This window comes from Polynucleobacter duraquae (assembly GCF_000973625.1).
Classification (GTDB): domain Bacteria; phylum Pseudomonadota; class Gammaproteobacteria; order Burkholderiales; family Burkholderiaceae; genus Polynucleobacter; species Polynucleobacter duraquae.
Genome location: NZ_CP007501.1, coordinates 1,711,522 through 1,726,190, shown reverse-complemented (window position 1 = coordinate 1,726,190; position 14,669 = coordinate 1,711,522). Strand labels below are relative to the sequence as shown.

Here is a 14,669-nt window from a genome sequence, read left to right as displayed (position 1 = left end):
CTATTAACCTGGCATTTGGGTGGGCGCGTTTTGGTTTGCAGGCGGGTTTGCAGGAGCAGAATTAGGGGAGTTCGGTTTTGTTTGCTCTTTCAAAAGATTCTTGGTGCGAATCGTCTCTAAAGTTTTAGCATCGAGCGGTTGACCTTTTTGATCAAGCGGAATTACTTCAGGATTTTCCCAAGATCCCTGAACTAAATAATCTGTTTGCATAGTGCGATTAATTTGATTGGTAATGAGGTACTGCCCCAACACTGCTCCTAAGCCAATGATGGGGTTGATTGCAAATGCTGCTAGGGAGCCTGCAGTGGCATCAATCGTAGGAAATATAGTAATTCGGAGATCTTGGGTTTCTTTGGCGACATTGATTTGCCCCGTCATGGCAACCCGAGCTTGATCCAGAATCATGGTGAATTGTTTGGTTTGCGCAACTCCTTGGGCAACCTCAAAGTTGCTAGTGATGGAATTGAAAGGCGTACCTTTAGTTGCTAAGTTTCCTAGACTACCTTTTAGGTCAAAAGTTGCAAATCTAAAGAGACTCTGCAGACTGAGAACATCTAATAACTTAGCCCCATCAGTATTGACTTCTAGTAAGCGGCCTTTAGCAAGGTCTAGGCTAACGTTGCCAGCAAGAGAATCATAGGATGGAGAAAATGGTGACCCACGCCACGAGAGTGAGGCATTGAGCTTTCCTTCACCACCCTCTACCGACTTAGAGTTACTCCAATGAGCAATAATTTGTCCCGCATCTTTAATATTCACATCCGCAGTAAATGAACTTAGTTCAGGGTTATTTTGGATGCTGGCCTGCCACTGACCTTTGATAGTGGAATTGCCTTGAGGATTATTAATTTGCATTGACTCAAGCTTCATAAGGTCACGACTGGTTTTGGACTTGATTTTTACGGCACCCAGTTGCACCTTTGTCCAACTCAAATCATCGATCGTTAAATCTAGGCTAGGGATAGCATTCGGGTCTACCGGACTCTTGAGGGAAGTCGCTTTTTTTGTAGCACCCTCCTTGGATAGCAAGTCTGCAGATGTGCGTTGATCTGGAACTTTTAAGCGCGCAAGTCTTCCAGAAATAAATCCGCTAGGGTGATCATTGTTGCTGGGTTGCCATTGCATTTGACCAGTAATCTGGGGTGAATTTAAACGCAGTTGCCAAGTAATATTTTTTTTCTGAGACTGCATACTGATATCAATCCACTCACGATCTAGAGCGATTAATTTCTTAACTTGAGCGGAGATTTGTATGTCTTCCTGGGGGGCATTCGGCGAATTGACTTCATTCGTTTTACTCTTTGATTTCCCTGTCCCTAAAAACTCTACCCACTGATCAAGATCTAGTTCATTGCTTGTTAGGTTGAGTGAAAGGCCTTGCTGTGGCAGCGGTGTTGGAGACCCAATACCTATTGCATTTTTTACTAAATTGGTGGAATTGAGATTTCCCTGAAGAAAATATTGGTCTCCTAATTTTCCAGACCAATCTGCACGTATTAAATTATTCTTGCTAGCTGGGTAAATTTTTAGGCTGAGTTCACCCAACATAGGAGTTCCTGCTAATTTCTTGGCAGGTGAGGGGGCAGAGCTTGCCCAGTTGCGTAAATCAAAATTAAGCTTAGTTTGGCTACCTGCTTTATTAAAGTTGATCAGACCTTCATATTTGGCTGTTCCGCTCATCGCGGTTAGGAGTGCTGGGTGAGCTCGAGATTTTAAATTTCCTGAAATGTAATCTTTGATAAAGCTAGCATTGATATCGCCCCCAATACTAAAGCTCGTGTTGCCTGGCGAAGAGGGCGCACTAGCAATCTTTAAGACCCCGCCTAAAAAGTTTGCAGTGACACTATCAAACTCAGGATTGACTTCGGTAATGCGCACCTTGCCTTTCAGGTTTTCTAAGGGGGGAATCTGCCCCCATTGCACTTGATTTCCGGGAAGATTCATTTTTGCATCAAAGTTGACATCGTCGCCTCCAGATAGCGGAATTTTTAAGTCAATACCCATATTCACTGGGCCTTTAAGGGAGAGATTCTTGGCTAAGTTTGCTTGCGCAATACCGACGGGTGATGCAAATACATATTCGAGGATTTCAGAGCCATCACCCTCAATTGAGCCATTGATGAGCAATGCCAGATTTTTAGCGCTAAGATCCGGAATTTGTGCTTTGACCTTGGTGATTGCCACCTTTTTGTAGCTTGCTTTATCGACGTCAATATTCAAAGCCGCTTGTTTCATGGTGATACTGCCACTGACATTGTTGAGCGCTGACCAAACCCCTTGGCTTTTTGGTAGCAGAGGCACTGGCTTGAAGCTTGCCTTGGAGAATGGCAGGTTTAAGTTGAGCTCTCCCACGGTACCAGCTGGGTAAGGCGCCTGATTGGGGTCACCTTTAATATGCAAAGAGCCATTTTGAATTTCCCCGGATTCAAAGGCTTTGCTTAGGTATAAGCGGCTATCCTTATCCATTCCAACTGGCAAATAGCGATGTGCTGTAGCTAACTTAGCCTTAACAAACTCCATATCTAGAGTTATCTGATCGGGTTGTTTAGCGGCGCCGATCAGATAGTTGAGATCAAAATTGGTAGTGATTTCAGAGTTACTGAGTTGTAATTTCTTGGCATTAATTAGCCAGCCACCTTTTTGTTTGGACCAGCTAATCTCACCTTTTGCACGGTCCAGTTGAATTTCAGAATCGGATAAAAAGTCACTCATCTCCAACTCAAGATTTCTGGAATCTAGTGTGAAGTTACCTTGTTTCTGATTGCTAACTAAGTTGCCAGATAAATTTGCAACTGAGGGCATCGATTTATTAACCCCAGTGAAGCTAACGTCACTGAGCTTTGCGCTGATAGTGAAGTCGAGCTTATTGGAGGAAAACCAATTTCCTGGAATAGGTAAGGCTGATAGGGCAGATTGGCTCTCGGACCAATTCATATCTACATTCTGTAACTCACCATCTGCTTCAGAAAGCTTGATCCATTGATGAATCTTTTTAGGCAGCGGAAGATTGAGAGCGAAGAGTGCAATATCCTCCAATTGTATTTTCGGTGATGAGAAACCGAACTCTTTGATCTCGCCACCCTCTTTTGGTGGACGCCAGCGGAAAGTAATGGGGCTTAATTTTTCAAGTGGTGCAGTTTGTGGACTATCGATATTGCGCCATGCCAAGGTTTTTGTTGTAAGGGAATTTAAGCCGCCATCTGTATCTTGGATCAGCTCTGTCTCTAGCCTGCCAAACTCAAGGGGATCTTCATCCTTATTTAATTGCACTATGAGCTGATCTGCTGTTAAGGACATTTGTCCACCATTAGCATTACTACCATCCAGCTTCAGGCTGCCCTTGGAGTTGACCTTGCCACCTAGCTCGTGGATCGGAAGACTCAGGTCTTTAGAAATTTGACTGAGCTTGAGCTCAGTCAAATCCCATGAAATGGTTCCGATCCAGTCACGCCAATTGCCTGCCTGACCGCCAAGATGATGGACAAAGTCAGCTTCGAGTTTGATTGGACTTGGACTCCAAGGTGTTTGAGTGATGAGCTGACCCTCATGACTGCGAATGCCGTTGATTAAGTAGAAGCTTTGAATATCAATGGCGGTTTTTAACCTCCGACTTTGTTGGTCTTCCCAGTAAATTTTGGCATTGTTAACTCGGATATTGTTTTGAGCGAGTAACCAGTTTCCGGTTGAAAAATTATTGGCATCGCCTTGAATTGGAATTCCGGCAATTGAAACAATACCTTTTACATCTCGCTGAGCGTATAGCTGCGCCCGATCAATGGTGATCTCGTGAAAATAGGGCGCTAAATAATAGAAAGAAAGCCAACTGAGTTGCCCGCTGATATCTTCAATGAGTAAGGGCGGAGTGGAATTGCCTGCGCTATTGAATCGCAAGCCTTGAATTGCAAAGCTTGGTCGAATTCCAGTCCAAGATACCTGGACATCATCCATCGTGACATTGGCGCCTAAGCGAGCACTCATTAAGCGCTCTATGGTGGATTTTGATTTTTCAATCTGTGGCCATAGAACAAAACGCACCCCAAGATGGCCCAATACAAAAAAAGCCACAGCGATACCTGCAAGAATGAGGGCACGCTTACGCCAGCGACCACCAGAACCTGGAGGACGCTTTTGAAGCACGCTCTGCAGGCGAGTCCGGATGATGTTTACAAGCATGGCCTCTATTATCCGTCAGCTATTAGGTGATCGCCAAGCTTCTGCAGGTTTAGGTCTAGAGTCAGATTAAGATGGAGAAATGACTGACTTTGCCGCCCAAATTGAATTTCTAAAGCAGCACTCTAGCTATGCGCAGCGGTGGCTCAATTCTCGCCCTGATTGGGTTGATTGGCTTCGTTCTCAGGGCGCCCAAAAAGTGGATGTAGTTGGAATCGAAGATTTATTGGCCCCTTGCCAAGATGCTTTAGCTGCCCCTGAGCAAGATGAGGCTCAGTTTATGGCGGATCTGAGGCTGGCAAGGCAACGCCTCATGCTCTGGATTGCCTTCCGAGACCTCAATGGTATGGCTGACCTCAGTGAGGTAACGCATGCACTGAGTCATTTTGCTGAGGAGACGGTAGCCCTTTCGATTGCCTATATCCGAGTAGATCAGCAACGTCGTTTTGGCTTGCCTTGGAGTCGGGTCACAGATTCAGAGATGCCTTTAATGGTGGTGGGTATGGGTAAGTTGGGTGGGCTAGAACTCAACCTTTCTTCTGATATCGACCTGATCTTTTTGTATGAACACGAAGGTGATACTCAGGGCGGACCTAAGAGTCTGTCCTATCACGAGTGGTTTACGCGAATGGGTAAGCGCCTGATTAAATTATTGGCAGAGCATGACGCCAATGGGTTTGTATTTCGGGTGGATATGCGCTTAAGGCCCAATGGAGACTCTGGTCCCCTGGTCTGTAGTCTCGATATGCTCGAAGAATATTTATTGGTACAAGGCAGAGAGTGGGAGCGCTACGCTTGGATTAAGGGTAGGTTGATCTCACCTTTACCTGACTCCTCCCCTTTTGCTTATTGCGAGCGTGAGCTCGATCAACTTATTCGCCCTTTCGTATATCGTCGACATTTAGATTATGGTGTGATTGCATCCATCCGTGAGCTGCATGCGCAAATACAGCATGAGGCTGAGAAGCGCTCCTCTAATCATCATGGTCGATCTAGAGATATTAAATTGGGTCGTGGCGGCATCCGAGAGATTGAGTTCTTAGCGCAAATGTTTCAGTTGATGCGGGGTGGTACCGATCCTCGATTTCGTATTCGACCTACTCTAGAGGTATTGGAGTTGATAAAGCAGCAAGGTATTTTGCCTGCCAAAGAAAGTGATGATTTAAAGACTGCATACATTTACTTACGTCGCTTAGAGCATCGGATCCAGGTTTGGGAGGATCAGCAGACACACTATTTGCCCGAGGATGAGGCTCCTCGTGCTCGCTTGGCGGCGAGTATGGTCGGTCCTGATCAGACTCAAGAACAAGCCCGTTTTTTATCTGAGCTCGACACACACCAAACGGCAGTAGCTCAGCATTTTGAAAAAGCTTTTGTACTCGATGATGCTGCACGCTTAGACAATACCTCTCTTCCGGCAGGCTGGGAGCCTGACATCACCCTATTCCCAGAGTCTGCTGCCCGATGGTTGGCTTGGGCTGATAGCTCTAAGCAAAGACAGTTGCCAGAAAAAAGTAGAATTATTTTTAACAACCTGATTCGCAAAGCTGCAGAGAACTTACAAGTGGATCAGCCAATTGTGATTAGCGCAGATCAAACCTTGCTTCGCTTTTTTGATTTGCTAGAAGCGGTTGCAAGGCGCAGCGCCTATCTCTCTATCTTGTCTGAATATCCTCAGGCACTATTCAATGTATTGGCTTTGCTCAAGACCTCTCAATGGGGTGCGCAATATTTAACTCGGCATCCTCATCTCTTGGATTATTTGCTCAACTCGCGGACTGAGAAAGCCCTGATCGAAGATCCGGAACAGTATTGGCAAGAAGTAAAAGCGACCCTGGATATGCGTCTTGATGACGTGATGGCAGATGGTGATGGCTCAGAGCAGGCGATGGATATTTTGCGCATTACCCATCACACCGAAACCTTTATCACTTTGCTCGCAGACTTAGGAATTGGCATGGATCACGAGCTTTCGGTTGAGAAGGTAAGTGATCATCTATCTGCTTTGGCAGACTTGATATTGCAGACCACTTTTGAGCGGGTATGGCATAGCGTTGCCCAGAAGTTTGCATTACCGCTTGATGCGAATGCGCCATTCGCAGTAATTTCTTATGGCAAGTTGGGTGGCAAAGAGTTGGGATACTCCTCCGACTTAGACTTGGTTTTCTTGTATCAAGCCGAAGAAACTGATTTTGCTGCCCAAGAAATTTATGCGCTACTCGCTAAGCGGATGATCAACTGGTTAACCGCCTATACGTCGGCCGGGAGTCTCTTTGAGATCGACACACGACTTCGCCCAAATGGTTCCGCTGGATTTCTAGTAACAAACGCCGATGCATTTAAGAAATACCAGATGCGGGAGGGTGACAACGCCGCATGGGTTTGGGAGCATCAAGCTCTGACACGAGCTAGATCCTCGGCGGGATCAAGAGTAGTTGGAGAATTTTTTGATAGTGTGCGATTTGACGTTTTAAGTCAGAAGCGCGATGTCGGGCAACTACGCCACGAGATTTTAGAGATGCGTCGTAAGGTTCATGCTGGACATCCAAACCCTAGTCCCGACTTTGATTTGAAGCATGATGCCGGCGGTATGGTGGATATTGAATTTATCGTGCAATTTTTAGTCTTGGCATTCTCAAACGCCTATCCACAGTTGATTGGTAATCTGGGAAACATCGCCTTACTTCGGATTGCTGGAGAGGTGGGCTTAATTCAAGCTTCAGTAGCGCAAGAGGTGGGGGATGCCTATCGTTTGCTGCGGGCACGCCAACATCGCTTGCGTTTAGATGGCGCAGAAAAGACGCGGGTAGATTTAGCACTTGAGCCTGGGCTGGTTCAAGCAAGAGAAGTGGTGCTGAATTTATGGCAAGAAATCTTTCTGGCCCCTTCGGATACTGAAGAAGCTTAGTTTTGCTCTAATAACTCGCGAGCGTGTCGGCGTGTAGTGTCGGTAATCGTTGCTCCGCCCAGCATGCGCGCAACTTCCTCTACTCGCTCGGACCTTCCAAGTGGCATGACCTGTGAGAGGGTTTTATCACCCGCTTGAGATTTGCTTACTTTGAGGTGGTGATTACCTTGCGCAGCCACTTGTGGCAAGTGAGTCACACACAGAATTTGATGCGACTCACCGAGTTGACGCAACAACTTTCCAACCGTCTCTGCAACGGCTCCGCCAATACCAGCATCGACTTCATCAAATATGAGTGTGGGTGTAAATGATGCCTTGCTAGTGATGACGCTGATGGCTAAGCTAATACGCGCTAATTCACCGCCGGAAGCTACTTTTGCTAAAGAGCGCGGTGTGCTTCCAGCATGGCCTGCAACCAGGAACTCAATTTGCTCGAGACCATGAGTGCCACCTTCGGCCAAAGGTAGTAAGGCAATCTCCAGTTGTCCACCCGCCATCGATAGGTCCTGCATCGCAGTGGTAACTTGTTTACCCAAATCTAGCGCAGCCTTGTTACGTTTTTGTGAGAGTTGCTTTGCTTGTTTGAGATAGGCAGGCTCTTCTTGTTTCACTCTCTCACGTAAGGCCTCTATATTTTGCGAGGCCGTTAATGCCTCTAAACGTTCGGTAGTATCTAAAAGAAGCTTTGGTAAGTCATCTGCTTCGGTGCGGTATTTTCTGGCTGCACCATGAAGCGCTTGCATGCGCTCCTCCACCTCGCTAAGGCGTGCGGGATCTAAATCGAGTTTTTGTAGGTAGCGATTGAGACCATGCACTGCTTCATCTATCTGAATTTGGGCTGACTCTAAGGCTTGACTGATATCGCTCAGTCCGGAGTCATGCTCTGCTAGTGCGCTGATATTAGCGCTAGCCTTAGAGAGGGTAGATTCGACAGAGTTATCCGCATCACTCAGAGCATCAATTGCCTCTTGGCAACCGCTCATAATTTTTGCGCCATTGGCTAGGCGTGCATGCTCACTTTGAATGGTGGTCCATTCGCCTTCCTGTGGAGAGAGCTCATTGAGCTCCTCCAATTGCCATTCCAAACGCTCTCGCTCGCGTTCAATATCTTGTCCAGCATTTTCAGCTTGCTCTAGTCTGCGACGCGATTCATTCAGAGTTTTAAATAATTGGAAGACCTCAGTAACTAAATCTAGATGATTAGCATGGCGATCTAGTAGTTCGCGCTGCGCGCCACCTTTGAGTAAAAGTTGATGCGCATGTTGACCATGAATATCTACCAATTGATCGCCTGCCTCTCGCAGTTGCGCTAAGGTTGCTACGCTACCATTAATAAAAGCGCGGCTACGGCCATTGGCCTCTACAGTTCTTTTCAGTAAAAGACTTTGCCCATCATCTTCCAGTGGAAAACCTTGCTCATCCAGCCATTGATTGAAGTGTTTAATTTGCTGTGCGTCAATCCGAAAGAGTGCGCTAATTTCTGCACGACTGCAGCCTTCACGAATTTGGCTGCTATCTGCACGTTCGCCCAATACCAAAGCTAACGCATCTAAGAGGATGGATTTACCAGCGCCTGTTTCACCAGTCAGGACTGTAAACCCAGAGGAAAAGTCAAGTTCTAGCTGGTCAACAATGACAAAGTCGCGAAGCGATAGTGTTTGTAGCATGCTTTAGCGTACCAAAAAATTCGACATCAGAATGTCGATGGGTACTCATTCCAATGTAACTTCTCTCGCAAGGTTTTGTAGTCACTATGACTGCGAGGGTGAAGTAGGGTGATTGTTTTTTCAGATTGACTGACTTCAATGATGTCACCTGATTGCAAATGAGTTTGTGATTGCATGTCAAAGTTCACAATCACTTCTCTGCCATCAACCACTTCGATTCTCACCACAATGTCTTGAGGTAAGACGATGGGGCGATTAGATAAAGAGTGCGGTGCAATTGGTGCCAATAGTATTCCGGCAACCCGTGGATGCAGAATCGGCCCGCCAGCAGAAAGGGCGTAAGCCGTTGAACCGGTAGGGGTGGACACGATCAACCCATCTGATCGCTGGTTATACATAAATGAACCGTTGACGCGCACTGCGAGCTCGACCATTCCTGATATTCCGGAGCGATTAACCACTACATCATTCAGGGCGAGGGCTTGATTAATTTTTTTGCCATCACGCATCACCACTGCAGCTAGTAGCGTTCTGGTATCGGCTTCGTAATCACCAGCAATAATTTGCGGCAAAACCGCTTGAACGTTTTGGATGGGGATGTCGGTCATATAGCCCAAGCGGCCCATATTGATGCCAACCAGGGGGACATTGCTGCCGGCCAGTTGACGACCAATTCCAAGCATTGTCCCGTCACCCCCTAAAACTACTGCTAAATCAATAGCTCCCGCAAACTCCTCTACTTTTTTGATCGGGTAGGCAGTTAGGCTTAAGTGGCTTGCGGTGGAACTTTCAACGTAAACCTCGCAGCCTTGCTGTCCGAGTAGTGCTGCCAGGTCCTTAAGACGCTCTTGAATGCCGTCAGCCTGATATTTACCGACAAGCGCAACCCGGCCAAAGGCCTTTTTGCTGGAATTTGGGTATGGGCTTAACATATAACGATTAAACCATACGCATAAAATCCCTTCCACCATGGATGATCGTTCCCGCGCCTTACTGAAAACCCTCATCGAGCGCTATATCGAAGAGGGGCAGCCTATTGGCTCACGCACCCTATCTCGATTCTCGGGATTGGATCTTTCTGCGGCCACGATTCGCAATGTCATGGCGGATTTAGAGGAAATGGGCTTGGTAACTAGCCCCCATACCTCAGCGGGTCGCATCCCAACCCCAAGGGGCTATCGCCTCTTTGTGGATACGATGGTGACCGTTCGCCCCCTAGAAGAAATTGCCGCCCGTGAGATGGAAAAGGGGCTTTTGCCAGATTCACCCCAAAGGGTGCTCAACTCCGCTGCGCAAATTCTGTCTAATTTGACTCATTTTGCCGGGGTGGTGATGACGCCCAAGCGGGCTCAGGTCTTCAAGCATATTGAATTCTTGAGGCTTGGTGAGGGCAAAATCTTGCTCATTATGGTTACACCTGAAGGCGATGTTCAAAACCGCATCCTTCCGACCTCGCAGGACTACACCCCAAGTCAACTAGTTGAGGCTGGAAATTACATCAATACTCAGTTTGCCGGCAAGAGTTTTGCAGAAGTGCGTGCGCACCTTGCCTCTGATTTGGATAATTTGCGAAGTGATATCTCGGGGCTGATGGCTCTGGCATTGCACAGTGGCGTTAGTGATTACGGTATGGGTCAAGGAGATATGCTGCTATCAGGTGAGCGGCGTTTACTGAATGTTGGAGATCTCAGTACGAATTTGGATAAGTTACGCAAGATGTTCGATATGCTCGAGCAAAAGTCGGTCCTCATGCAGTTGCTAGACGTATCTAGTCATGCCGATGGTATTCAAATTTTTATTGGCGGCGAAAGTGATTTGCTGCCTTATGAAGATTTGGCGGTCATCAGTGCGCCTTACAGTGTAGATGGTCAGATCGTGGGAACCCTTGGCGTAATTGGACCCACTCGTATGGCATACGATCGGGTGATTCCGATTGTCGATATCACCTCTAAGTTGTTATCGGGCGCTTTAAGTGCGCCAATAAGTTCTTAGTAATATTTATATCTTTTAGCTCTCCTTAATAAAGACGGATCTTCCTTGAATCAAAATCCCCACTTACGCCCTTCTAAGACAGCAGTGTTGTTGCTCAACTTGGGTACTCCTTCTGCTCCAACCGCTAAGGCAGTCAGAGCCTATCTCAAAGAATTTTTATCTGATCCACGCGTCGTAGAAATCCCCCGCATTATTTGGTGGTGTATTTTGAATGGCATTATTTTGCCGATTCGTAGTGGGGCGTCTGCAAAAAAATATGCCTCAATTTGGTTGCCAAAATTGGGTTCACCTTTGATGCATTACTCCCGCCTGCAAGCAAAAGAGTTGGGCGAGAAATTCGCTCATCACGGTGAAGTAGTGTTGGTAGATTTAGCCATGCGTTATGGCCAACCCTCCACCCAGCAAGCCTTGGAAGCCTTGCAGGCACAGGGTATGGAGCGTCTTTTGTTGCTGCCGCTGTATCCGCAGTATTCGGCAACTACTACTGCGTCGAGTTTTGATGAAGTGTTTCGCGTGCTGAGTACTTGGCGCAATCAACCCGAGTTGCGTTTGGTTAAGTACTATCACGACAACCCTGCCTATATTTCAGCATTACGTGACCAAGTACTCGGCGCATGGGACAAAGATGGTCGCCCAGATTTTGCTGCTGGTGATCGCTTTGTAATGTCTTTTCATGGATTACCCAAGCGCAATTTAATGAAGGGCGACCCCTATCACTGTGAGTGCTTGAAAACTGGCCGCCTACTTGGTGAGTCATTGGGTCTAGTGCCTGGACAGTACTTAGTGACTTTTCAATCTCGCTTTGGTAAGGCAGAGTGGCTCAAGCCTTACACGGCTCCGATGATTGAAGAGTTGAGTAAAGCAGGCTGCAAACGAGTCGATATTTTTTGCCCAGGATTTCCGGCCGATTGCTTAGAAACCTTAGAAGAAATTGCGATGGAAGCACGTGAGATCTTTTTGGAGCATGGCGGCAAAGACTACCGCTACATTCCTTGCTTGAATAGCAATCCTAAGTGGATCGATGCAATGTACGACATTGCTCACCAGCATCTATCTGGTTGGAGTTTAGGTGTTGAGTCAGATGCGATATTGCAGGAGCGTGAGCGCTTAGCTGAGTTAGCTAAAGCGAGGATTGCGTAGCTTGGTGCACTTGAAATTGACTAAATCGGCCCCATATCGTTGAGAAGTAGCTATCCTGATAGAAAAGTGAATTTGTACCTATGACCCAAGAAAATCAAAATCCATCTCCCGAGCAAGAAAATACTGCCGCCGATCCTCAGGCTGAAACTGGTGCACAAGCAGCTCCTGCAAATGCCGAAGCAAAGACTTCAGAGCAAGAAATTGCCGAGTTAAATCAAAAACTCACCGAGATGCAGGATAACTATCTCCGCGCTAAAGCCGAGGGTGAGAATATTCGTCGCCGTGCCGCTGAAGATATTTCTAAAGCGCATAAATTTGCGATTGAGAGTTTTGCTGAGCATCTCGTGCCGGTAACCGACAGTCTGTACGCTGCCCTGAACGCAGAGACTGTAGACGCCAAAGCTTTTAAAGAGGGTCTAGAGATCACCCTAAAACAACTGCTATCCGCCTTTGAAAAAGGTCGATTGACTGAGATTAATCCTGCTGTAGGTGACAAGTTTGATCCTCACCACCATCAGGCCATTGCTTCAGTTCCCTCAGACCAAGAGGCTAATACCGTGGTTTCAGTCCTGCAAAGGGGTTATTCCATTGCGGACCGCATTCTGCGCCCAGCCTTGGTCACCGTCAGCGCTCCCAAATAAGCTATTAAAAGCCCCTAAATGGGGTTTTCTGGTTCAAAAAAGATAAAAAAGGCGGAAATCTGCCTTTTTTGCTTTTGAACCCTTGAATTTCTCTTCTTCGACCCCATTTATTCCACATCGAATGATTCGCAGTTTGACAAAGTTACACATAACTTAATTTTTTGGAGCCATTATGGGAAAGATTATCGGAATTGACTTGGGAACCACGAACTCGTGTGTTTCAGTTGTTGAAAACAATGCACCTAAAGTTGTCGAGAACGCAGAAGGCGGTCGCACAACTCCATCCATCATCGCTTATGTTGAAGATGGCGAAGTATTGGTTGGTGCGCCTGCAAAGCGCCAATCAGTGACCAATCCTAAAAACACCATTTACGCAGTGAAGCGTTTGATGGGTCGTAAATTTACTGATGCGGAAGTACAAAAAGACATCGGCTTGATGCCTTATAAAATTGTTCAAGCGGACAACGGCGATGCTTGGGTTGAAGCTCGCGACAAAAAAATGGCACCACAACAAGTGTCTGCAGAAATTCTGCGCAAAATGAAAAAGACTGCCGAAGATTACCTCGGCGAAGAAGTGACTGAGGCGGTGATTACTGTGCCAGCTTACTTTAACGATAGCCAGCGTCAAGCAACGAAAGATGCGGGTCGTATCGCTGGTTTAGATGTGAAGCGCATCATCAATGAGCCAACTGCTGCGGCATTGGCATTCGGCTTAGACAAGCAAGACAAGGTCGATCGCAAGATTGCCGTATATGACTTAGGCGGCGGTACATTCGACGTATCCATTATTGAGATTGCTAACGTTGATGGTGAGAAGCAGTTCGAAGTGCTTTCTACTAACGGCGATACCTTCTTGGGTGGTGAAGATTTTGACCAGCGCATCATTGACTGGATCATTGCTGAGTTCAAGAAAGAGCAAGGCGTTGATTTGAGTAAGGACGTATTGGCACTGCAGCGTTTGAAAGACGCTGCCGAAAAAGCCAAGATCGAATTATCCTCTGCACAACAAACCGAGATCAATTTGCCATACGTGACTGCTGATGCAGGCGGTCCTAAGCATTTGAACTTGAAGTTGACCCGCGCTAAGTTGGAATCTTTGGTAGAAGAGTTGATCAACCGTACGGCTGGTCCTTGCTTGACTGCAATTAAAGATGCTGGCGTGAATCCTGCTGATATTGATGATGTGATTTTGGTTGGCGGTCAAACCCGCATGCCTGCTGTTCAGGACAAGGTAAAAGAAATTTTCGGCAAAGAGCCACGCAAAGATGTGAATCCCGATGAAGCAGTTGCAGTTGGTGCTGCGATTCAGGGATCTGTATTGTCTGGTGATCGTAAAGACGTATTGCTTCTGGACGTAACTCCATTGTCTTTGGGTATCGAAACCTTGGGCGGCGTGATGACCAAGATGATTCCGAAAAACACGACTATTCCGACTAAGCATTCACAGGTTTACTCTACGGCGGAAGATAACCAGCCTGCGGTAACCATTAAGTGCTTCCAAGGTGAGCGTGAGATGGCCGTTGCCAACAAATTGCTCGGTGAGTTCAATTTGGAAGGTATTGCTCCAGCACAACGCGGTATGCCACAAATTGAAGTGACTTTTGATATTGATGCCAACGGTATTTTGCATGTAACCGCAAAAGACAAAACAACTGGCAAAGAGAACAAGATCACAATTAAGGCAAACTCAGGTTTGACTGAAGAAGAAATTTTACGCATGGTGAAAGATGCTGAAGCGAATGCCGATGAAGATAAAAAAGCATTGGAATTAGTAACGGCACGTAACACTGCTGATGCTTTGGCTCACTCAACTAAGAAAGCTTTGGAAGAGCACGGCTCTGCTTTGGAGGCTTCTGAGAAAGAAGCAATCGAAGCTGCCTTGAAAGAATTGGACGAGGCAATTAAGGGTAGCGATAAAGCTGCGATTGAGGCTAAGACTGAGGCTTTGGGCAAGGCAAGTCAGAAGCTGGGTGAAAAAGCCATGGCTGCTGAGCAAGCTAAAGCTGGCGGCGCTCCTGGCGCAGCGCCTGGTGGTGCACCAGGTGCAGCCCCCGATGCTGACGTAGTAGATGCGGATTTCAAAGAAGTGAATGACAAAAAGTAATCCCTTCATTGATAGCCATTTAACGTAGTTTAGAGGTACTTAAATAA

Annotated in this window: 8 protein-coding genes; 5 read left to right on the top strand and 3 right to left on the bottom strand. The window is 46.8% G+C overall.

Annotated features, from left to right (window positions below):
* Positions 1 to 3: 3 nt before the first annotated feature.
* Positions 4 to 4,173, bottom strand: a complete 4,170-nt coding sequence (locus CL55_RS08885) for a YhdP family protein (protein WP_046330761.1) — start codon at positions 4,171 to 4,173, stop codon at positions 4 to 6.
* Positions 4,174 to 4,252: 79 nt separating this feature from the next.
* Between CL55_RS08885 and glnE the strand changes: the two genes are divergently transcribed.
* Positions 4,253 to 7,078 carry a bifunctional [glutamate--ammonia ligase]-adenylyl-L-tyrosine phosphorylase/[glutamate--ammonia-ligase] adenylyltransferase gene (gene glnE, locus CL55_RS08880; RefSeq protein ID WP_046330760.1) on the top strand — a complete coding sequence of 942 codons (2,826 nt, stop codon included), beginning with the start codon at positions 4,253 to 4,255 and terminating at the stop codon, positions 7,076 to 7,078.
* Here glnE and recN read toward each other — a convergent pair.
* A complete protein-coding gene (gene recN, locus CL55_RS08875) occupies positions 7,075 to 8,745 on the bottom strand; it encodes a DNA repair protein RecN (RefSeq protein WP_046330759.1) in 1,671 nt (556 codons plus the stop codon). The two genes, glnE and recN, sit on opposite strands and share 4 nt — an antisense overlap.
* 26 nt (positions 8,746 to 8,771) lie before the next feature.
* Positions 8,772 to 9,677 carry an NAD kinase gene (locus CL55_RS08870; RefSeq protein ID WP_046331282.1) on the bottom strand — a complete coding sequence of 302 codons (906 nt, stop codon included), beginning with the start codon at positions 9,675 to 9,677 and terminating at the stop codon, positions 8,772 to 8,774.
* 37 nt (positions 9,678 to 9,714) lie between these two features.
* On the opposite strand from CL55_RS08870, the gene hrcA reads away from it, so the two are divergent.
* From hrcA to dnaK, 4 genes are all read left to right on the top strand, one after another.
* Positions 9,715 to 10,737, top strand: coding sequence for a heat-inducible transcriptional repressor HrcA (gene hrcA, locus CL55_RS08865; RefSeq protein WP_046330758.1), 1,023 nt, complete (start codon positions 9,715 to 9,717; stop codon positions 10,735 to 10,737).
* A gap of 45 nt (positions 10,738 to 10,782) precedes the next feature.
* Entirely contained in the window at positions 10,783 to 11,877 is a 1,095-nt protein-coding gene (gene hemH / locus CL55_RS08860) for a ferrochelatase (RefSeq protein WP_046330757.1), read from the top strand.
* Between the two features lie 80 nt (positions 11,878 to 11,957).
* Entirely contained in the window at positions 11,958 to 12,518 is a 561-nt protein-coding gene (gene grpE, locus CL55_RS08855) for a nucleotide exchange factor GrpE (protein WP_046330756.1), read from the top strand.
* A 172-nt stretch (positions 12,519 to 12,690) separates the two neighbouring features.
* A complete protein-coding gene (gene dnaK, locus CL55_RS08850) occupies positions 12,691 to 14,622 on the top strand; it encodes a molecular chaperone DnaK (RefSeq protein ID WP_046330755.1) in 1,932 nt (643 codons plus the stop codon).
* Positions 14,623 to 14,669 lie beyond the last annotated feature (47 nt).